Annotated in this window: 18 protein-coding genes and 2 pseudogenes; 7 read left to right on the top strand and 13 right to left on the bottom strand. The window is 69.8% G+C overall.

Translation table 11 applies throughout. From position 1 onward, the window contains the following. Nucleotides 1–1009: 1009 nt before the first annotated feature. A complete protein-coding gene (locus tag ACWD3C_RS39520) occupies nt 1010–1321 on the top strand; it encodes a hypothetical protein (RefSeq protein ID WP_451151982.1) in 312 nt (103 codons plus the stop codon). Between the two features lie 165 nt (nt 1322–1486). Here the strand turns inward: ACWD3C_RS39520 and ACWD3C_RS39515 are convergent, their stop codons facing one another. Further along, nucleotides 1487–2182, bottom strand: a complete 696-nt coding sequence (locus ACWD3C_RS39515) for a hypothetical protein (RefSeq protein ID WP_451151980.1) — start codon at nt 2180–2182, stop codon at nt 1487–1489. 321 nt (nt 2183–2503) lie between these two features. On the opposite strand from ACWD3C_RS39515, the gene ACWD3C_RS39510 reads away from it, so the two are divergent. Beyond that, nucleotides 2504–2644 carry a hypothetical protein gene (locus ACWD3C_RS39510; protein ID WP_451151978.1) on the top strand — a complete coding sequence of 47 codons (141 nt, stop codon included), beginning with the start codon at nt 2504–2506 and terminating at the stop codon, nt 2642–2644. A 204-nt stretch (nt 2645–2848) separates the two neighbouring features. On the opposite strand, the gene ACWD3C_RS39505 is transcribed toward ACWD3C_RS39510, so the two are convergent. From ACWD3C_RS39505 to ACWD3C_RS39495, 3 genes are all read right to left on the bottom strand, one after another. Beyond that, entirely contained in the window at nt 2849–3229 is a 381-nt protein-coding gene (locus tag ACWD3C_RS39505) for a hypothetical protein (RefSeq protein ID WP_451151976.1), read from the bottom strand. Between the two features lie 106 nt (nt 3230–3335). Continuing rightward, nucleotides 3336–4001, bottom strand: a complete 666-nt coding sequence (locus tag ACWD3C_RS39500) for a hypothetical protein (protein WP_451151974.1) — start codon at nt 3999–4001, stop codon at nt 3336–3338. A 488-nt stretch (nt 4002–4489) separates the two neighbouring features. Continuing rightward, nucleotides 4490–4720 carry a hypothetical protein gene (locus ACWD3C_RS39495; RefSeq protein WP_451151972.1) on the bottom strand — a complete coding sequence of 77 codons (231 nt, stop codon included), beginning with the start codon at nt 4718–4720 and terminating at the stop codon, nt 4490–4492. A 183-nt stretch (nt 4721–4903) separates the two neighbouring features. Here ACWD3C_RS39495 and ACWD3C_RS39490 point away from each other — a divergent pair, with 183 nt between their 5' ends. Beyond that, entirely contained in the window at nt 4904–6097 is a 1194-nt protein-coding gene (locus ACWD3C_RS39490) for a hypothetical protein (protein ID WP_451151970.1), read from the top strand. 195 nt (nt 6098–6292) lie between these two features. On the opposite strand, the gene ACWD3C_RS39485 is transcribed toward ACWD3C_RS39490, so the two are convergent. After that, nucleotides 6293–6664, bottom strand: coding sequence for a hypothetical protein (locus tag ACWD3C_RS39485; protein WP_451151968.1), 372 nt, complete (start codon nt 6662–6664; stop codon nt 6293–6295). A gap of 202 nt (nt 6665–6866) precedes the next feature. Between ACWD3C_RS39485 and ACWD3C_RS39480 the strand changes: the two genes are divergently transcribed. Then, on the top strand, nt 6867–7835 hold the full coding sequence (locus ACWD3C_RS39480; RefSeq protein WP_451151966.1) for a hypothetical protein: 969 nt from the start codon (nt 6867–6869) through the stop codon (nt 7833–7835). 156 nt (nt 7836–7991) lie between these two features. Continuing rightward, nucleotides 7992–8609: a hypothetical protein gene (locus ACWD3C_RS39475; RefSeq protein WP_451151986.1), complete on the top strand. Its 618-nt coding sequence runs from the start codon at nt 7992–7994 to the stop codon at nt 8607–8609. 190 nt (nt 8610–8799) lie between these two features. Here ACWD3C_RS39475 and ACWD3C_RS39470 read toward each other — a convergent pair. Both ACWD3C_RS39470 and ACWD3C_RS39465 read right to left on the bottom strand, forming a co-directional pair. After that, nucleotides 8800–9126: pseudogene (locus ACWD3C_RS39470) on the bottom strand (Tn3 family transposase); the annotation flags it as partial. A gap of 25 nt (nt 9127–9151) precedes the next feature. Then, a pseudogene (locus ACWD3C_RS39465) lies at nt 9152–9343 on the bottom strand (Tn3 family transposase); the annotation flags it as partial. A gap of 86 nt (nt 9344–9429) precedes the next feature. Here ACWD3C_RS39465 and ACWD3C_RS39460 point away from each other — a divergent pair. Together ACWD3C_RS39460 and ACWD3C_RS39455 are read left to right on the top strand one after the other, a co-directional pair. After that, nucleotides 9430–9633 carry a hypothetical protein gene (locus ACWD3C_RS39460; protein WP_451151964.1) on the top strand — a complete coding sequence of 68 codons (204 nt, stop codon included), beginning with the start codon at nt 9430–9432 and terminating at the stop codon, nt 9631–9633. Nucleotides 9634–9902: 269 nt separating this feature from the next. Further along, nucleotides 9903–10178: a hypothetical protein gene (locus ACWD3C_RS39455; RefSeq protein WP_451151962.1), complete on the top strand. Its 276-nt coding sequence runs from the start codon at nt 9903–9905 to the stop codon at nt 10176–10178. Nucleotides 10179–10417: 239 nt separating this feature from the next. Here ACWD3C_RS39455 and fxlM read toward each other — a convergent pair whose 3' ends face one another. From fxlM to ACWD3C_RS39425, 6 genes are all read right to left on the bottom strand, one after another. Next, nucleotides 10418–12502 (bottom strand): methyltransferase, FxLD system, encoded by a 2085-nt coding sequence (gene fxlM / locus ACWD3C_RS39450; protein WP_451151960.1) that lies wholly within the window; start codon nt 12500–12502, stop codon nt 10418–10420. 12 nt (nt 12503–12514) lie between these two features. After that, nucleotides 12515–13777 carry a lanthionine synthetase C family protein gene (locus tag ACWD3C_RS39445; protein WP_451151958.1) on the bottom strand — a complete coding sequence of 421 codons (1263 nt, stop codon included), beginning with the start codon at nt 13775–13777 and terminating at the stop codon, nt 12515–12517. Beyond that, on the bottom strand, nt 13774–16857 hold the full coding sequence (locus ACWD3C_RS39440; protein ID WP_451151956.1) for a lantibiotic dehydratase: 3084 nt from the start codon (nt 16855–16857) through the stop codon (nt 13774–13776). Before ACWD3C_RS39440 ends, ACWD3C_RS39445 begins: the two co-directional genes overlap by 4 nt. 98 nt (nt 16858–16955) lie before the next feature. Then, nucleotides 16956–17117, bottom strand: coding sequence for an FxLD family lanthipeptide (fxlA, locus tag ACWD3C_RS39435; protein WP_451151954.1), 162 nt, complete (start codon nt 17115–17117; stop codon nt 16956–16958). A gap of 243 nt (nt 17118–17360) precedes the next feature. Next, nucleotides 17361–18545: a M20 family metallopeptidase gene (locus tag ACWD3C_RS39430; RefSeq protein WP_451151952.1), complete on the bottom strand. Its 1185-nt coding sequence runs from the start codon at nt 18543–18545 to the stop codon at nt 17361–17363. An 11-nt stretch (nt 18546–18556) separates the two neighbouring features. Then, entirely contained in the window at nt 18557–19180 is a 624-nt protein-coding gene (locus tag ACWD3C_RS39425; protein WP_451151950.1) for an XRE family transcriptional regulator, read from the bottom strand. Between the last annotated feature and the right edge of the window lie 420 nt (nt 19181–19600).

Raw genomic sequence — 19600 nt, 5'->3', positions numbered from 1 at the left:
CGCGGGTCTACTCGGTGACCATCAATCGATCACTCGGGAAGGTACGCCCTCCGCGTTCCGCGAGGCACCCCTCCCGAGGCCGATCCACAGGTCTTGAGCATTGCTCTAGCCTGAACGGATCATGACGTTGAGCGGTAGGAATCGACCGCCCGCTCATAGGCATCGTCTACCTGCTCACGCCGCGTTGCGGGGCCCATGGACTTGGATCAGGTGGAAGCGGCCCCGAGGATAAGGACCCGGTTTCGGACGTACAACAGTGAGCCGGTGGCGTCTGTCCACGTTGTACGTGCCCTCGGCGAGCGAGGTGGCCTGCCCGATGTCGATGCGGCGTACATTGTCAGCTGTGCATCCGGGTCTGCTTGGAACATCGCGAGTTCGGGTTCGGCGGCTTGATAGCAGCGGCATCCTTGTCTGAACGACGCCCTGTCTCCCCCGGAGCCGGACGGCCCCACCGCTGTCATCAGCGGACACTCGGGCCGCTGAACACCTGGCGGGAGCGTAGAACTCGGGCGCCTGACGGGGCCAGTAGCGGGCGTAGTACGGCGTGTTGGAGGCGAACAGCTCTTCGGGCGTATGCGGCACAGCCGGTTCCGTGTCGACCCCCGCGATGTCATCCCCCATACCGCCAGTGCCCACCAGCGCACCCCGGTCGGCTGGCGCTCGACCGCCCGGCCGGCACCGCTCCACAGTGCTGGATCCCTCACCACCACCCCCGACGACCTCTCGCGGTGCGGACCCGACGGCTTCCCGCTCAGTGCCCGCATCCCGTACGAGATGAGCGACCATCCGCCCTGCCTCTACGCGGCCTCTGCGCCGCCCCCGCCCCACCAGCCCCGCCGTCCTCCACTACGTCCACGAACACGGCTTCTCCACCGCCGCCCACCTCACCGCCTCCGGCCTCGTATACACATCCATCGGGGCCGTGCCGCCTGCTCACGCGGGTTCCGGGTCATCGAGGTCAACCGACTGGACCGGGCCGAACGCCGTCGGATCGGCAACGCTGTGGCGGTTGGGCCGCTTCAACTCCGCCGAGCGGGTCCTGGTGACCCTGCTCTACCTCAACCCAGCCGACAATCAGGGCGCGCGAGATCCTCACCGACGTCCGCGCACACCGCCGCTGGCATCCCGGCATCACGGAGCCCGACGACCAGCGCGTCCGCAACCCGGCTACACCCACCTCAAGCTCCTGCTCGCCGACACCGGACCGCACCGCAACGCCAAGATCCAGCGCCTGCTCGGCTACGACCCCTACCAGGCATTCGACCCCGAGGAGTTCACCACGGCCGCGGCCAATGCGAGACTGCACGGACCCGCACTGTGAGCTCACGCAGCGCGTGTCCTCGCGCTCCGACCGGCCCCTGGCTGCGCCGACTTTGTCACCGACGGCCCGCCGGATTATTCGGCGAGGACACCTACTTCTGGTACGTCGAGCGCACCCCCCGCCCACTAGCCGTCGGGCCGCCGGCGCCCGTACAGCGGCCGGGACTTACTGTGGCGGAGGGAAAACCACTGGCCCGTCATCGACGTCGGGTGCCTGCACCCGGACCTGGAGGCGGTTGCTCAGGCCGTCGGCCAGCCGGGCCGCGACGGCGGTGTGGACCCACTGGGCAAAATCGTCCAGGTTGGCCAGGCCGCCGTCGCCGAGCCGCTCCACCTCGCGGTACTGCAGATCGCGCGCCAGCTCGGCGACCACGGTCTTCAGCGCGGCGGTCTGGTCGTCGTTCATCAGGCGCACCGGGGCGGTGAGCTCGACCGTGACGTCATAGCGGTGGCCGCGGTCGGGGGAGCAGAGATGACCGGCTGGTACGTCGCCGGTGGCGTGATGGTAGAGGTACGCGGTGAAGGTGTGGGCGCTGGTCAGCTGTGCCTGGTCCAGGTCGGCGGTCTGCTCCAGCAGGTGGTGGATGAAGTGCAGCCGGGCCGGATCGACCAGGGTGCCGTCCTTGAGGCACATGGCCGTGTCGGCCATGAAGAATCGGGCCATCGCCACCGCCGAGTGACAGTCGCGGCACTCGTCCCGGCCGGCGAGCACGACTGTCGGGTGGTGGTCATTGAGGTGCTCGTAGAGGGCCAGTTCGTCCGCCCTGAGACCGGTGCGGTCGTCGGCGACTCCGTGTGTCCACCACGCGTCGGCGATGTCGTGGCACTTGGGGCAGGCTGCTATCTCAAAAGCCACAGTCACTCCGCCACCCTAACCACCAGCCCCGGCCTCCCCATGCCGGGTCAACGCGCCGGCCCCCGCCGAATGCTGACCCGCCCGATCGCGCGGGTGGCTGGCCCAGTGTCCCGGCTCGGTCGAGGGTCAGCTCCGGCCGAGTCCGATGTGGTGGGCGATCTCGTACGGGAGGGACTCACTGAGACTGAGCATCGAAGTGAGCAGCTCCAGCCAGAGCGGATCGACGCCCGTCGGCGTGGCCGGGCCCAGCCGGCAGGCATCCGCCTGTGCTCTTCGGCCCGCTGCCGGAACTCTCCGTCGCGGCCGGGCCGCAGTAGGTGCGCGGGGATGGACAAGGCCGCGCGCAGTTCGGCGACGGTGGGCTCCTGGCCGGCCAGCCGCTCCACCGCCCCGTCCTCCAGCGGCGGCCGGCCGCTGATCAGCCGGTCGAGCACCGCGATGCCCAGCACGGCGCTCGCACTCGCGTAGCGCCAGGTGAGCCTTTCGATCAGTCGGCCGGCCACATCGGCCGCCTCGTCGACGAGCACGAGGGCGTCCGTTTCGCGGCCGGTGAGCGCGGCCGAGTAGGACGTGAGCGCCAGAGACCCGACGGCAGCCGTGATCGAAGGCTTCAGCCTGCCGGAGGCCGAACTGTTGAGCTGCGCGATCGTCTCCGTCAGCAGCCGGACGGCCTCATCGGCGCTGCCCTGGCGTCGCAGTGGGGGCGGCCAACGTCTCCTGGACCACAGTGCGCAGGCCGTCGCCGTCGACGCCGGCCGGGGCGGCGCCGCGGATCTCGGTCCACGCACGGACCGTGCGCTGGGCGAGGGCGAGCAGCGTGGTGGGGGAGCTGAGGTGGAGGTGGTCGCGGGCGACTTTCACTCCGTCGTCGTCGACCATGCTGCGTGGGGAGGCGATGACGGTGATGCTGCCGGGTGCCGACTCGTCGAGGCCCTCGTCGGCGGCGAGGAGGTCGAACTGGATGTTCGCCTGCCAGATGTACTTCAGGCTGACGCCGCCCTCGGCCTTCTGCTCGCTCTCGGCCTCGATCGTGAGCCACAAGGAAGGCCACATCCAGGCGGCGTCGGTTCGCCCCTTGCCCTGGGGCTCGAACGAGCGGGCGCCGAGGAGGTCGCCCAGGGCGACGAGTGCCTGCTCGTAGCCGCTGTGGTAGCCCGGTTCATGCAGTTGACGGGGAAGGGTCAGTGTCTTCCATCTGAGCCTCGGCCTGGGGTGCAGGTGCCGCCTCGGGTGCGTCGGGGGCGGTGTAGTAGACCGAGGTGCCCTGCTTGGTGCGCTGTGCCTGGCTCTTGGCCACGAGTCCTTCAAGGGTGACGCGCACGACCTTGGTCTTGATGTCGCGTTCGGGATGGGCCTGGCCGAGCGCGGTGGAGATTTCTGCGGCGGATCGCGGTTCGCTCTGCTCGGCGAGGTGGCGGCGGATGAGTTCCGCCAGGGTAGGCTGAGTCGCCTTCGCGGAGGTTGCGGTCTTGGCCGCGCGCTTCTTGTCAGCCGGTTTCGTGGCCGTCGGGTTTGCCTGCGCGGCCGTGGTCTTCTTCGCCCTCTGCTTACCGCTCGGCTGGGCGTTGGCTTTCTGCCGGGGAGAGGGCACGGTGGCGCTCTCGGGCGTGACTGCCGGCGCAGCTGCTGCTGCCGTGATGCCGAGCGCCTGCTGCATGTTCACCAGCACGGTATGGTCCTGCTCCAGGGCGGCCAACTGTTCCTGCAGGGCGGTGATTTCCGCACCGATGCGTTCCTGTTCCTTCAGGTTGCGTTCGAGGTCGGCAGTCACCTGAGCGACGTACTGCGATGTCAGTTCGGTGGTGCCAGTCGTGCTCTCGGGCATGGTTTTGACCTTCCTTGGTGTACGGCCGCGGTACAAGAACGGCGGACGGCTCCGAATCGGGGCAGCACCCTTCTTGGCCGGTGTCGGTGGTGCGGACGCCGTGACTGCCGCAAGGTAGAGATAGTACGGACAGGCGGAGCCGGTTGTTCCTCTCGAGCCGCGGCCTTTGCTGGGCGGCGGCCTCAAGGCTGTGATGTCTGGTGCCGTCGGAACCGTACCGCGGGGCGGGTTGGAAACAGTTCCCGGATGTGTAGGCCAGTGTTGGTTATTTCGGGCAGGGCGGAGTGGCGTGGTCGGTAGCGAATGATGCAGTCGGCGATCATCTTCGGCCCTTCCCGCGCAGAGGGGATCAGTTGTTCGCCAATCGCTGTCGTGTGCTTCCCGGGGTGTAACGCTAAGGGGATGATCCCCAGGTCAGGGGCTGGTTTGGGGTCACCAGCGGAACAGCAATTGCCCCCGGCGAAGGTGACCGCAGAGGACAAATGCTGTCACTGTCGTCGTGCGGTTCGGGCCGCGGCTTCGACGACGGCCGCCAGCGCGCCCAGGACGGCGGCGCCAACACTCACGGGCCCGAGCAGCGACGGATGGACGCGCACAAGGTAGGCCGCGGCGCCGACAACCAGTAGTCCCACGGCCAGGACGAGCAGGAGCACGTACATGCGCAGCTCCTGGTAGCCGTTGTCTCGCTGCGGATCGGGTGGGGTCGGGTTGGTGGTCATCTGCTCTTCGTTCCTTCTCCGGGGCGGGTGCGCGTGGACGGGCGGAGGCTTGAGCGCACTCCGCGGCGCCGGAAGAGGGGCGCCGCAACTACGGGACCAGATCGGTGCCGGCCCGACCGGACGACGGTGGGGGGTCTCCAAAGTCCGTCCCGGGAAGCCGGCGTGGCCGATAGCGTTTGCGCCATGTCGAAGAAGGCGCCGAGCCTGGCTGACCAGCTGCTCATTGATCACGCGAAGCGCTACGGCTACACGGTCACGGCCAAGCAACTGGACACCTGGCGGCGTGCACGGCTCCTTCCGGGGAACATCCCCGACGGAGGCCGGGGGCAGGGGAAAGGGAGTGCGTCCCACCCGGCACCCGAGGCTTTCGACCTGGTGGTCGCGCTCGCCCGCCATGCCGCCCGTGGGCGGCGGCCGAAGGATCTCGCGCTGCTGCTGTTCGCCGAGGGGCTGCCTGTTCCGGAGCCCACCGTGCGGGCCGCGTTCCGCGTCGCTGTGGACGGCATCCGCCTCACCGGCGAAGCGGACGACAGGCATGAGGCTGGCCCAGCCCTTGCAGAAGAAGACGAGGACCTGGACGAGCGGGTGGGGCGCCTCGCTGACCAGGCTGGCGTCACCGTGACGCTCGTCCCGGCCCGGGCCAGGCGCATCGACGAGCGGATCGCCCGGTTCGTCCACGACGCCGGAGGTATGTGGCCACCCCCGGAACTGGCCGGCTGGGACCGCAATCCCGAGCCCTCACCGCATACCCCCCAGGGCGCCACGACTGCTGTCGTTGACGCGACGTTGCGCGGCGGTGCCGCCGTCACGCCGCAGGGGATCGGGAACTTGCTGCGGGCGCTGAACCCGGGTATGGAGGCGAACCCGATCGCTTCCCTCGTCGAGTACACCGAGGTGGACGTCTCGGAGGAGACCGCCGCGATGGTCTTCGACCCGGACGGCGGCATGGTCACCGTCCCCGACGGCGACGCCCGCGACAGTCTCCGCATCCTGGCCGATGCCGCACCGCTGGAGGACCTCGCGGCCGCATGGAAGGCCGCACAGGACGTCCGGGACTGGGCGCTGGACCTGTGCGACCGGGTCGAAGGCGAACTGGAGGCCGGGCAGCCTGGCGCGGCGGTCGACGAGTGGACGTGCGGCCGGCTCCTGCTCTCCGGGGTGTCGGTACTCGAAGCCCTCCGCGACCGCCGCTGGTCTCCGGCGAAGGGCGCCATCTCGGCGCTCTCCCTGCTCCAGATGCGGCAGGGACTGAGCACACTCAAGGAACTGGTCCCCGGCTGCCAGTGGGACGTGCTGGAGCTTCCCGGTGTACTGCCTCCTCCCGCGCGCGAACTGCTGAGAAGTGCCTGGGCTCCTGACCATGAGAAAGACGGGTGACGGCTCTTCTGGTACAGCTGCTATCGGCGAGAAGGATCTTTGTCCGTTAGCACGCCAGACGCACGATCGAGGGCCTTGTGCCGAATTCCGGCGGCGGGGTACCGGGGTCATTAGGGCCTGTGACCAGCAGTTTTGCAGATTCGGCGCAGTGGGAGGCATGCGATGGCGGACTAACGGACAGCGCAGCGCGGCGTGTTAACCGCGCCTGACCGCGTGCTTCAGGATGTCCGCGGGACCACGGCGATCCGGTCGGCGTATGTGCGGTACGCCTTGCGTCCGGCCGGGGTGGAGCCGTCGCCGGCGACGGCGGCGCACTGCTTCAGCGCGCTCTGGTGGAGTGCGAGCGGAGCGGTGACGCGCACCGAGTAACCCTGCCCGCGGCGGATCGTCCGGCCACGCGTCGCGGATCTCGGCCACGTCGGTGGCCTTGAGGTGCTCGGCGAGCAGGCCGGGCACGTCAATGGCGTGCGGCTGCTCGGGCGCGGGCACCTCCTCCTCGATGTCGGAGGCCACGCCGTCGAGTTCCTCCAGGACATCGCCGGTGTCGCGGGCGCCGGCCGCGTCCACCCCGAGCTCACCCCGCTGGCCGACTCCCTGCTTGCCATGAACAACCCTCTGTCCGGGCTGACTTGGCTACACCCGCAAGGGACAGCCCGACTCTCCCGAAGACCTTCTGCGACGCCTCGGCCGCGGGGACATAGAGCTCACCCACGAGGCATTCCACACCCTGGACCACGGGCAAGCCGCCTCCCACCTGCGTGAACTCCTCATGGGCTGCGGTGTGCTCCCCGTCATCGACAAGCAGATCTGCCTGTTCGAGCAGTGGCTTGTCGGTCACCTCGCCACGATCACCGACCCCGAACAGGCCCAGATCGTCCGACGCTTCACCACCTGGGAGGTCCTGCCGAAGTTCCGCAGGCGCGCGGAGGCCGGCCCGCTCACCGCCTCCAGCCGCAAGTACGTCGGCGACCAGGCCAAGCAGGCCACGTCCTTCCTCCAGTGGCTCACCGACCATGATCTGGACCTGAGTACCTGCCGTCAGAGCGACATCGACCTCTGGCACGTCGAGCACACCAATCACGACCGGAACACCGTCCGGCCCTTCCTGCTGTGGTGCGCGACCACCAAGCTCACCCGACGCTTCACGCTGCCCACAGCAAAGATCAGCCAGGCCACGCCGATCTCCCAAGCCCAGCGTCTGAATCTGCTCGGACGCCTCCTCACCGGCCACGACCTGCCGCTGCGAACCCGAGTGGCCGCGGTCATCGTCCTGCTCTACGCCCAGCCGCTCACCCGAGTCGTGCGACTCACCATCGACGACGTCATCCGGGGCGACCAGGTACTCCTCCAGCTCGGCGACCCGCCCTCTCCGGTCCCCGGGCCCTTCGCGGACCTGCTGCTGGAGTGGATCGACAGCCGCGACAACATGAACACCGCCACGAACTGCGGCTCCCGCTGGCTCTTCCCCGGCCGCCGGGCCGCACAACCGATGCACCCCTACGTCCTCGCCGCCTCGATCAACGACCTCGGCATACCGACCACCGCCACCCGGGCGGCAGCCATCCGCCAACACGTCCTGGAGATGCCCGCACCCGTCGTCGCCGACGCCCTCGGCTACCACCAGGACACCGCCGCCAGGCTCGCCTCACAGACCGGCGCCACCTGGAGCCGATACGCCGCCGGCGACCACCTACGGTCACCATCAGGCTGGACACCACGACGAACTGACGACAGTTGAATAGGCGAGCCCACCAGTGCGGGATGTCGCACAACACTCGCAGCCAACGGGCAGCTCACTGGCCGTCACCCGGACCGGGCAAGGTGATCGGTACGCCCCGGCACGCCTGGCGATCCGTATACGCTCCCGTGCGAACGTAAAAGGGAGGAGCGAAGGATGGGGAATCCTGAGATGCGGTGGGACGTGCGCCGCGCGCACAGCCGCATACGCGACGACGAAGAACTAGTACTCCTGCTCGGCTTCGACCAGATGTTTCAGCCGGTCGGGGCTGGGTTGGGGCACCGCCTTCCAGGTGGTGTGGCAGCGCTCACACGATTCCGGATCCTGCTGGTGCAGTCCGAACAGTACACGTCGCTCCCGCACCCGATCGTCAAGCAATCGACTGTCCGCCCCAAGCTGCTCCTCCCGTCCACGCTCGTCATAGACGCCGGGCCCATGTGGGGCACCTTGATGCTGGTCGGTGCGCGACGGGCCCTGAAGGATCTCGGCAAAGGGATCAATCAGTTCGCCGGGCGACAGATCCCTGAACAACCGGTGACCCGTCTCGTGCCCACCCTGGGTTTGGGCAGACCTCGATGCGCTGCATGTGGCGTCGATGAGCAGTGGTACGGAATGACTCTGGAGTATTGCCACGGCTGTCTGCGCAGCTTCGAATGGACCGACCGCCGTCGGGAACTGATGGGCAAGTACCGAGAGTTCGTCAAGACACGACGCTCGGAAGGCCTCCCCCCGCAGGACCTGATGACCTGGATCGTAGAGGAGACCCGAAAGTGAGGGTCTCCGTAAGCAAGCCGGGCAGCCACTGACATATCCCCTTCCAGAGGAACCGCCCGTGCGATGTCCCCGGCGTCCGATCGCCCCGACGCCACGGCACTCATGCATTGCCTGAGGTTAAAGAACAAGCGTACGTCCAGCAGTACACGTACCTCACCACGGCGGTGTTGATGTTGTCGTGGTGCGGCTGTCAGGCCGCGGCCGGCACTTCCTCCTCCGTCTCGAACTCGACGTCCAGGTGCGGGTCGAAGGCGTCCGGGCGCACGGTGAACTCCGTGGTGGCGTAGGTGCCGAACCGCATGATGTGGTCGGTCAGGTAGGGGCTGATGGCGGCCAGGTCCTCCCCGGTTATCTGCCAGCCCTCCGCCTGGAGCTCGCGCACGATGTTCTTCAGGTCCAGGGGCGTGTGGAAGATCACACAGTTGGCGAGCAGCGACGTCAGCTTCACCGCCTTCTCCTGCTCCACCGAGTCGTTCTCGGCGATCACCCCGCCGTTGCAGAACGCCAGCCAGTCGGTGAAGTTGTGGGAAGGACTCGACCTTGTTGGTCGCCGCCGTCACCCGACGACGCAGCGACGGGTCCGAGATGAACCGCAGCAACTGCACCGTGGCAACCGCGCGGCCCACCTCGCGGAAGGCCCGGTAGATCTGGTTGCGCTTGGAGTTGCTGCCCAGGCGGCGCAGCAGCAGCGGTCGGCCGGGGATGGAACCGCTGACGTAGTAGCTGATCTGCACCTTGCTGCGGTGGATCGACCGCCCGAGTTCGGCGAGCGTCAATCCGCTGGCCGAGATCTGCGCTCGGAGGAACTCCGCCAACTCCCGTGCCTGTTCCGACTCGGCGCGCACCGGCTTCCACGGTCGGCCCCGACGGGCAGGCCAGCGTCGCGATCCAGTACACAGACGCCGACGAGTGGTACACGCTGACCGGCAGTCCGGTGCCGATGCCACCCGGCGGGCTGGCCTCGCTCCACCAGAAAGTGCTGGAGCGGGTCCAGCAGGGCGGCGGTGCTGAGGTACCGCGCTGAGCATGGGGCCAGGCCCCGGGACGCCGTGGTGTGGCGCCCTGGGGCCTCGCTTTCGGTCAGATGCCGCTCAGCGCCGTGCCCACGCGCATCCTGTCTGCTTCGCTCAGCAGGCAGTCGCAAGCTCTGCGAGCCGGAGGCGGCTCGCCAGTGCTATCCGCGGGCGGGAAGATACGCGGGCGTCCCACGAGGCATATTCGGCTCGGTGGTGGGCCAGCGTTACCCAAGAGCACCACCATCCCGATCAACAACCGAGGAAGAGGGAAGCCGACGTGTACCGCTTACGCCCAGTGGCCAACGGCATCAGCACCGACCACCCTGTCCCCGGCCTGCCGTTCATCAACGACGGCCGCCTGCCCCTGGACAACCCCGACGCGATCGAACGCACCGGCCGCAACCAGGGCGCAGACCTCTGGGGCCGCACCGACCGCACCAGCGACGGCGGGTGGGTCGCGTTCACCACAGAGCCGAAGAACCCGTCCTTCGCCTGGGCCGTATTCCACCACCCGCCCCACGGGCGCACCGTCCTGCTCAATCAGATTCCCTGAACCCCTGGAGGCGAGAGCCTGCCTCCCGCGCCCCGGCACCGAGTTCGATGGCGCCGCCTGAGCCCGACGGCCTACCACGGGGCGGCATCCGTCAGAGGACGCCGTCGACGGGCGAGTGGATCCTGCAACGCCGATGGGTGGCAAGCCCCGCTGAGGAGGTGCGTGCGGACGACGCCGTCCCGCCGCTCGAGCACGGCGGGACGGTCGGGTTGTTCAAGTCTCGTTCCCCTGATGCTCGTTCACCAGTTGATGGTCAGGCGGGTGTCCGGACGGGTGACGCGGGCGCCGGGTTCGAGCTGATCATCGGAGGTGGCGGCGGGGTAGGCGGTGATGACCGGCTGCGCGGGCCGGTCTTGGCCCCAGCGGTGCAGGAGCTCGTTGACCTGGCCGGTGACCTTGCTGCTGTCCGGGCCGTGGGTCACGATGCTCAGCTCGTCGGTGTCGTCGTCGACCGGGCGGACGGCAAGGTAGGCGATCGTTCCGCCGGCGTACAGGGTTGCCCCGGACCAACGCAGGGCGGGGTCGGCCAGGCCGAGTTCGCGGGCGGAGGCGGAGACGGACAGCTTACCGAAGGCGAGGCCGCCCTTGATCGTGGCGAGCCAGAGGTCGAGGTGGGCGGCGGGTTCGTCGTGGCGGACCTGGATGCCGGTCCACTGCTGGTGGGCGGGGTGGGCGAGGGCATTGGCCAGGGCGGCTTCGTCGGGCAGGTCGTCGGCGTCGAGCTTGAGGATGATGTCCTCGGCGAGGCGGACGTGGCGTTCGCCCATCTCGGCGGCGCCGCGCATGGGTACGAACCCGCACACGACGGCGTTGGTGCTGACCATGCGGTCTTCTTCGGTGCGGTCCAGGGCGATCGAGCGGGTCAGGCCGCTGCCGTGCAGGCGGATCGGGACGACGAGGCGTCCGCCGGGGGCGAGTTGCTGCCACCAGGCGGCCGGGATGTCCCAGACGCCGGCGGTGACGATGATCCTGTCGAACGGTGCGCTGTCCGGGGCGCCGAGGGCGCCGTCGCGGCAGATCACCGTGACTTGGTCGTATCCAGCCTCGGCCAGGTGAGTGCGGGCGCCTTCGGCGAGGTCGTCGTCGAGTTCGATGGTGACTACCGAGCCGCTCGGGCCGGTCAGTTCCGCCAGGAGAGCCGCGTTGATGCCGGTGGCCGCGCCGATCTCCAGGACGCGGTGTCCGGGGTGGACGTCGAGCTGTTCGAGCATCTTGGCCACGATGTTGGGGCTGGAGGCGGAGGAGACGGCGGTGCCGTCGTCCGCGTGCTTGGTCACTACCTGCTTGGGTGCGTACGCCGTGGCGAGGTCGGTGCCGGGCAGGAACAGGTGCCGGGGCACGGTGCGGAAGGCTTCCTTGACCGCCGTGGTGCGGAAGGTTCCCAGGCTGTCGATCTTGGCGACGAGGGCGTCGCGAAGCGCCTGCGGATCGAGGGTCGTGTGCGCGGTGTCCATGGTCACTGGCCTGACTGTAGTGGTCTGAGCGGGGGTGGTTCGAGCGTTCGGCAGGGTCGCGTCGGGGGCGGGTTGACGGTGGAAGACGACCCTGCTGGCGGCGGTGGCGAGCACGGCCTGGTGCTCGGCGGAGATGCCGAGCCGGTTGAAGGCGAACACCAGGTGAGCGGTGAGGACAGACCGTATGCCTCGGGTGAGGTGCCCGTGGAGGGCCAGGCCGGCGAGAGCCCGTCCGGTGTCTTCGAAGGCGGAAGGCCAGGCCGGCGCCTGGGCCAGCGGACTGTCGGCGGTGTCGCCGTCGGCGGTGATAAGCATCTGGACGGCGGCGAGGGTCGCCGCTGACGGCTCCGGGCTGTGCGCGGTCGCGCGGTGCTCGGCGAGGGCGGCCCAGACGTCGCCCTGCTCGTAGAAGTCCTGGCCCGCCGCCTGCATCATGCGGGTGGCCAGCCGTACTCCCAGCTCACGGCGCAGGTCGCGCCCGTCGTGGCGGGCGAGATGGTTGAGGATGTGGCGGCTGTCGGTGTGGAAGAGGCCGTGGGCGAGTTCGATGGCTTGCGGGCCGCCGAAGCGGCGGGTCTCGGGCTCGTAGACGACGCCGGCGGCGTACTTGCGGATCGCGCCGGACTCGGTGAGCGTCGCCGTGAGCCGGGTGAGGAAGGCGGCCTGGGCCTCCGCGCGACCGGGGGCGGGCTGGAGCCGGAGCCGCCAGGACTCGCGCTTTCGGATGAACCACCAGGAGGCGAGGTCTCCGGCGTCCTCGGCTGTGGTCAGCAGCGGCTGGAGGTGTTCGGCGGCCATCTGTTCGGCGGCCTGCCAGGACTCGCACCGCAGGTTCACCTGGTGCCAGCCGGTGTTCGGCACGTTCGTCATCACGGCTTCCGTTCAGTCGAGAAGGAGGCTGGTCTGCCAGCCGCCGGTCGTGCCGGTGGCGATGGTGTGCAGGGTCAGGGCGATCCCGGCGCTGCCCTCGACCAGGCCGGCCAGGGCATCGGGCGGGATCTCGCAGGCGTGGTCGAGCAGGGCCTCCAGCAGCCCCGGAAGACAGTTGGCGAGGGCGGGGGTGCCCGCGTCGGCGGCGGCATGCCAAGCGGTAGCAAGGACTCCGGCGAAACCGTGACACAGAGCGGGATCGGTGATCCGGGCGAACTGGACCGGGTCGTTCAGGCAGCGGTCCAGAGCGTCCTCGGCCGCGCGCCGCCGGGCGGCGTCGCCCGTGGCGAGGGCGGCGAGTTGCTGAGCTCGGGCGAGCCCAGGGGTGCCGTAGCACCAAGAGGGCCGCGCGGGTCCATCTCGGTGCGGCCGGCCGTCGCGGAGTTCGGCGAGAGTGATCCGCTCGGGCCACCACGGGCCCGCCGGGGCCTCCTGCCGCCAGGAGTCGAGCCAGTGGCAGATGGTCTCGATAGACCCCCGGTGCCCGTCAACGGTCACACCGTCGCGCATGGCGATGGCCAGAAGGGACAGGGGCCCGGTGATGCCGTGGGCAGCTCCGAAGTCGGCTTGTCCGGCGGCGAAGGCGGGATCGTCTTCCGTGGCGGGGATTTCCGCAGTCCACCAGCCCGGCGCACGCAGACCGGCCGCGTCACCGGCCTGGACCGGTTTCGTGAGCCGGACCAGGTAGGACAGAACGTGGCGGAGGAGGTCGCTGCTGGGGTCGCGGTGCAGTAGGTAGGCGCCCAGCCCGGTGAGGCCGCGGACGAGGTCGAACTCGTACAGTGCCGGGCGCCGTTCGGCGTCCAGGCGGGCGAGCGCGGTTTTGAGGCGGGTCTCGGTGAGGTCGGCGACGGCCGCATCCAGGCTGGCCATGGCTTCGGTGTAGCGGTCGGGGGCGGCGGTGTGGAGGGCGAAGGCGAGGGCGGGGGCGCCGAACCACAGCCCGGCGCCGGGGCCGGCGCTGAGATCGTCGCGGGTGGCGCGGGCCAGCCACGCATGCACCGGCTTCTCGTCGGCCAGGCCGTGCCGGGCCCGCAGGCCGTGCAGGATGGCGACGCCCGCGGCGCCCTTGGAGAGCGACTGGTCACGCCAGCGGGGGCTGTTCGGACTGTAGTCATCGCCGTATTCCGACCGTGGTGGCGTGGCCAGGGTGGCAGTGAGGTGGTCGGCCATGGCTGCGGCGGCGGCCTGCTGCCCGGCTTCCAGCACGATCATCGGTCGCTTCCCCCCTCGGTGCTCTGACGCGCGGTCCAGGCCAGGGCGACGGCCCGGGCGAGCTTGTGCGTCATGGCTTCGGTCTCCGCGTCGATGCCGTGTGCGCGGATGTGGTGCATGTGCAGCAGTGAGGTGAGAACTGAGTCCGGCGTCGGGCGGGTGGTCGCGGGGGTGAGGCAGGCGGCATACCGGGCGGCGGCCCGGGACCGCGCCGCCCAGGCGGCGGCGATCGTGTCGCCGCCGGGAAGGTGGTGCAGGGCCTGCCCGTCGGCGATCCGCAGCGTCTGCTGACGCACCTCGCGGTCCCGCATGGGCGCCTCTCCCGTGAGCTCCGGGTGGTCGGTGAGCCAGCGCATCCCGGCCGGTCGGCTGCCCGTCACCGCACCGGCCAGATCGACGAGGCTCGCGGCGGTCAGGGCCTGCGGATGCGGGCCACCGGAGGCGGACAGCGCAGCGAGCTGGGTGAGGACGGCCGCGGAGTCGGCAGCGAACAATGCCTCGGCCGCCGTCATCGCCGCTCCGGTCCCGTACCGTCCGATCTCCGGTTGATAGGTGTCGAAGCTGATCTCGCCGACGAGGCCGAGCTCTCGGAGATCCTCTGCCCAGGCCACCACCCGGCCGGCGGCCCGTGCATAATCCGGATCGTGCACGCGCAGCCGCAGGTGCGGTGCGGGGTGACGGTAGCGGACGAACCACCACGGCGGCGGCGTGCCCCAGCGGTCCAGCAGCAACGGCACATGCTCGGTCAACAGCGTGTCGAAGACCTCCGGATGTCCGTACAGCTTGGCGTACACGACCCCCTTCCGATGCCCGCTGTGTGCCAGTGGCCGTGGTGCCGGGCCTCGCAGGAACGCGGGTGGTTGGGCGGGCGGCGCGGTCGCGGTGAGCGGGATGACGATCTCGTGGGCCCGGCCGCCGAACCATCCGTGATCGGTCGCGGTGGGCGCCCCCGCCAGGGTGAGCGGGGCGTCGGCCGCGTCCAGGTGCGTACGTAACAGGGTCAGGTCCATGGGCTCGTCCAGGTTCAGCCGCAGCTGCCGGTCGCCGGAGCCCACCGCGACGCTGGTGGGCAGGCGACGCTGTGCGCGCACCGCTTCCAGCGCCTTGTTCCAGTCGCGCGACGATGCCTTGGGGTCCGGCAGGTCGGACGGATGCAGGCGCCACTGGGCGGGTGCGAGGATGCTGCGGCCGTAGCGCAGGCGGGGCAGGAAAGGCAGGCGGGATGCGGCGCCCCAGTCGAAGGACGCGACCGCGGGGTGGGTGGAGCGGGGGATCTCGAACAGCAGACGCGCCAGGGGCGGCATCGTATGCCGGGCCCCGGTATGGGGGAGCGTCGGCTCCACCACCCGTCGCCGGGACAGCGACACCACGTACAGCCGCGTCTGGTCGGCGGTGACCGCGAGGTCCCGCACCGGGATGCGACCGGCGACCGGCTCTCGGTGCTCGGCCAGGGTGATCACGTCCGGCAGCACGGGCGGGACGCGCTGGACGTTCTCCTGCCGTACCTGCTGGGGAGGGAACGACAACTGGGCGGCGAGCGCCCCGTCTACGCCGGTGAGCAGCTCGGCGTACAGGTCGGTCACCCGCCGCCGGTCGTGCTCCGGAAGCAGGTCGAGGAACCGGCCGGTGTTGGCGGCCAGCCGGCCGAACCCGCACACGCCCAGGGTGAAGTCGCCGGCATCGAGCGCGGCCGTCGTAGCGGCGCGGACATCGACCCACAGGTCCACCGGTGACACCGGCCGTTGCCCCACGTCCCCAGCCAGTGTGCCGAGCCGCTTCCTATCGAGGGTGACCTCGAGGGCACCGTCCAGCGCGGCCTGCTGGGCCAGGTCGAGCAGGGCCTCGTCCCTGGGCGACAGGTCTCGGGCGCCGGGGTGCGGCTGGGTGAAGTGGCGGGGGAAACCGAGTCCGGTCGTGGGGTCGACAAGTTGCTCGACCGGGACCAGCGTTCCGGGACCGTAGCGGCTGAGGAACCGGCCGTGGTACTCGCGCCACGTCTGCTTCGTCGTGGGGGCCGGGCTCAGCCGGATGAGTGCCTCGGCTGCGGTGGCGGCTTCGCACGCCACCGACTCGGGCAGCACCAGGGTGCAGCCGAGTCGCAGATCAACCGTCAAAGGGTGTTCAGTGGCGCTGGAGAGCGCGCGCATCCGCTCGGCGGTCTCGCGCCTGCCCTGACCCTCGGCCCAGGAGGCCGCATGGTCGGCTGCCTGCAACTGCCCGTGGATCGCCTCCAGTTCACTGACCAGCGCTTGCGTCTCCAGCAGATCGGTCGCGCCCGCCTCGCGCAGCTGGCCCAGAAGGTGGGCGAGAGCGTCGGTGGCGGTCGAGGGGGGCCGCAGGCTGCTGATCAGAACACCCCTGGCCATCAGCTCACCCACCACCGCCTCCAGCCCGGGGATGGGGGCGCCAGGGTGCTCGGCGGCGATCTTGTCGACCAGGTCGCCGCCCCGGAGAGGTGACGGCGCCAGAGTCATGACTGTCCGTACGACGGGGATGAGCCGCACCGATACCTCGGCTTGTGAGCCGTTGACGCTGGCGTGCGGCGCCCAGGTCACCACCAGGCGCTCACCGCGTATGACGGCCAGGTCGTTCATCACGACCGGCAGCCGGCGGCGTAGCTCCGTGCACGCTTCGAGACGCTCGATCACATGGGCCAACCAGCCCGCGTCGGCCCGGGTGCGCACCTGGTGGTCCTCGGTCCACTGCACCAGGACACGCGGGCCGAAGCGTGCGCTGGTCACGCCGGCGAAGGCACCGAACGGGGTGGCACGGCCGCGTATCCGCACCAGGTACCGGGCCAGCGTCAGTGCCATGCGCCGCACTTGCCCGGCGCCGGATGGCCGCTCGGCGGCAAGCAGGGCGTCGATCTGTGCGGCCAGCACGGGGCTGGCGATCGTGACGGCCTCGGCCACCGGCCGCTTCGCCCATGTCTGGGCGAGCCATCCGCTCCACCGCCCTCCGTCGCCGTCCTCGTCCAGCTCGGGCCAGGGCGTCGAGCCCGCCTCGTCGGTGTGCGCGCTCGCCCGCAGCATCGCCGTCCCGGTCTGCCGGTAGTAGGGCATTCGCTCGCCTGTCTTCACCCTCGCGCCTCCCGAATGGCCGGTCCTTCGTGATGGGACGCATTGCTGAGGGGTGTCTGCGGCGCGAACTCCCGCCGCAGACACCCCCGGTGATCAGGTCAGCAGTCGCCGTTCTTGTCGGTGTCGCAGCCGTCGTCGGTGCTGCTCAGCAGCGCCGCCGCCACGGGCCCGGCGGTGACGATCCTGACGTTCAGGTCGAGGTTGACCGAGTCGGCCTGCGGCGTGGTCTTCGCCCGCGATCCCATCGTGCTGGTGTTCATGGCAAGTCCTCCTACTGGTAGGGGTATTGCTCATTGCGGTGGTGCCGATGACCTGGCGCTTTCTCCACGAGGCGTGGGGTCAGGTCTTGAGCCGGCCGGCCGTACGGGGCTGTGTCGCGCCCGTACGGCCTCTTCGGCTCCTCCATGACAGCGCTCGGCAACCCGCCGCGACAGAGCGGGAGTTGGAGACTTGTTGGTTTCCCAGGTGGGAGAAACTTGGTTCGTAGTTGGGATGTGGGCAGGTCAGAAGGTGCCCAGCAGGTCGAGGACGGCTTGGTGGTAGACCGCGTACACCTGTGGGAGCTCGGCGAGGTGGGCGCGTTCGTCGATGCCGTGCAGTCCCTCGTACGGCACCCCGAATCCGGCGGTCGCCGGGATTCCGTCCTCGCCCGCCAGTAGGTTGCCGATGTTGCTGGGCCCTGCGGTCTTCGCCCGTACCGAGATCCCCAGTGACCTGGCGGCGCTGATCAGCGCGGCTGCGGGCTGTTCATCCTGCGCCAGTTGGAACGGCGGCCAGCACGCGATCGTTTCGATCCGGGTCGGTGCGGGGCCGGGAATCTCGGCGTCGAGTTCGGCGGCGGCCTTGCGGACCAGAGTCTCGGCGTCGCTCGCGTCGAAGGCCGGGGTCGTGCGGACATCGACGTTCAGGTCGCAGCGGTCCGCCGACACGGAGAAGCCCTGCCCGCCGTGGATGGCGGTGACCGAGAGCTTCGGCGGCAACAAGAAGTCGGCACCTGGCTGGGGCGGGCCAGGCAGGTCGGCGGTGTCGAGGAGCTGGACCAGGCGGGCAGCGCGGGATACGGCGTTGATGACGCTGCGGCTGGAGCCGGAGTGTCCCGAGGGCGCGTACACCGTGATCGTGGCCCGCCACAGGCCGCGGCCTCCGACGACGACTTCGTCCATCCCCGGGTAGCCGATCATCACGCCGGCCGGGCGGACCGCGTCCGGGTCGGCCAGGTAGGCGCGGGCCCCACCGAACCCTCCGGTGTGCTCGTCGACATCGAGGAGGACGGCCAGGCCCCCGCTCAGCGTGCCGGCGCGGGCGTGCACGTCAGCGGCGATGTGGCAGAAGGCGGAGGCCGCGAGCTTGGAATCGGCACTGCCCCGCCCCAAGAGCCATCCGTCTCGGACGTCGCCGGACGTGGGTGGGAACGACCAGGCGCTCTCGTCCCCGAAGGAGGCCGTGTCCATGCACGCGTCGAGAGTCCACCACGGGCCTGGTCTGCCGCCGGCGATCTCGACGAGCAGGCCCACGAGCTGGCCCGCGTCGTCGTGCAGACGCCGGTGCGGCAGAGCCCGGCCGGACAGCCAGTCCTCCAGAACTGTCAGCACCAGTGTGTAGTCGTCGATCCCCCCGCGGCTGGGCCGCCGGATCAGCTCCTGTGCCAGCTCGATCACCGATGCCGACCGCTGGGTGGCGAGTGCCACCAAGTCTTTCCTCACGCTTCTCCCTGCCCTGACGTTCCGCCATGCCGAACCGGCAGCGCGCGCACGGCCTCCACGGTCTCCACCGGCCGTGCCGACGCGCACGCCTCCCGCCCATGCTGCACCAGTCCCAGCGCGGCCTCCCGGCCCATGAGAACTCCGCAGTCAAAACCCTCGGCGCCGTGAAAACTTGGCAGGGGCACCACCGCCGCCGACTCCGAGGCGACGAAGTGACGTTCCATCGCGGCGAGCGGCTCGACAATCCCCAAGTGGAGGGTCTTAACCCCGTTGCGGCGCTCACCCGGATCCCGCAGCTCCAGCAGCCGCACCAAGTGCTCGGACAACGCCAGATGCCGGGGCGGCCCGTAGAGCACGCGGTAGTGGACCAGATCGGGCTGCTGCGCCACCGTCGTCTCGATCGACGCCAAGTACGCCTTCTCACGGCTGCGTGATCCCGTGACCACAAGGAACTCACGTGCCTCGGAGACGACCTCGACCATCGCCTCGATGAGATCGGTGTAGCGGGTCAGGACCCGCACCACCACGTCGGTGCCCATGGCCTCCAAGACGCTCGCTGAGTCCCGGCCGTCCTGGTGCGCGAAGAGCACTTCAGGCCGCTCCCGGTAGAACTGGCTCAAGGCACGCCGATTCCCGATCCCTGTCCGCTTTCGCCCCGACTCCCAGGCGCTGAGCGCGCTTGCATCGGTTGACCCGCCAGTCATTCGGTTCAGCTGGGCTGCGGCCTGCTCCAGCGTCAGATTCCGCGCGAGTCGGGCTCTCTTGAGTGCCGAGTCCGGGCCCGTGGATCCGGCCACCGTTACCCCCAGGACAAGAACGTCGATTGAGCGGCCGGGGTGAGTCCCTCAGCCGCAGCTTGCCCGTGCAGTGCTGTCCTTCCCTGTGACGGACCACTTCAGCGCCCGTCCGGCATTCTCTTCGTGAAGGCCCTGGAGCAGCCGCGGTGCGGGCTTCCGCCCCTCCGTAGTCTTCCCAGACCGCCCCCGTTAGTCCCTTCCCTACTCCGCAGGGCGGTCGGCTCGGCTGGGCTTGGACTCGGT

It is taken from the genome of Streptomyces sp. NPDC002845 (genome assembly GCF_053591955.1).
Note: the sequence above shows the minus strand (reverse complement) of the source record. Positions and strands in the feature narration are given on the sequence as shown.

Excerpts from the sequence above, each read along its gene's own strand:
- ACWD3C_RS39510 (WP_451151978.1), top strand. The coding sequence starts at position 2,504 with ATGGACAAGGCCGCGCGCAGTTCGGCGACGGTGGGCTCCTGGCCGGCC.
- ACWD3C_RS39505 (WP_451151976.1), bottom strand. The coding sequence starts at position 3,229 with ATGTGGCCTTCCTTGTGGCTCACGATCGAGGCCGAGAGCGAGCAGAAG.
- ACWD3C_RS39500 (WP_451151974.1), bottom strand. The coding sequence starts at position 4,001 with ATGCCCGAGAGCACGACTGGCACCACCGAACTGACATCGCAGTACGTC.
- ACWD3C_RS39495 (WP_451151972.1), bottom strand. The coding sequence starts at position 4,720 with ATGACCACCAACCCGACCCCACCCGATCCGCAGCGAGACAACGGCTAC.
- ACWD3C_RS39490 (WP_451151970.1), top strand. The coding sequence starts at position 4,904 with ATGTCGAAGAAGGCGCCGAGCCTGGCTGACCAGCTGCTCATTGATCAC.
- ACWD3C_RS39480 (WP_451151966.1), top strand. The coding sequence starts at position 6,867 with ATGGGCTGCGGTGTGCTCCCCGTCATCGACAAGCAGATCTGCCTGTTC.
- ACWD3C_RS39475 (WP_451151986.1), top strand. The coding sequence starts at position 7,992 with ATGGGGAATCCTGAGATGCGGTGGGACGTGCGCCGCGCGCACAGCCGC.
- fxlM (WP_451151960.1), bottom strand. The coding sequence starts at position 12,502 with ATGACGAACGTGCCGAACACCGGCTGGCACCAGGTGAACCTGCGGTGC.
- ACWD3C_RS39445 (WP_451151958.1), bottom strand. The coding sequence starts at position 13,777 with ATGATCGTGCTGGAAGCCGGGCAGCAGGCCGCCGCCGCAGCCATGGCC.
- fxlA (WP_451151954.1), bottom strand. The coding sequence starts at position 17,117 with ATGAACACCAGCACGATGGGATCGCGGGCGAAGACCACGCCGCAGGCC.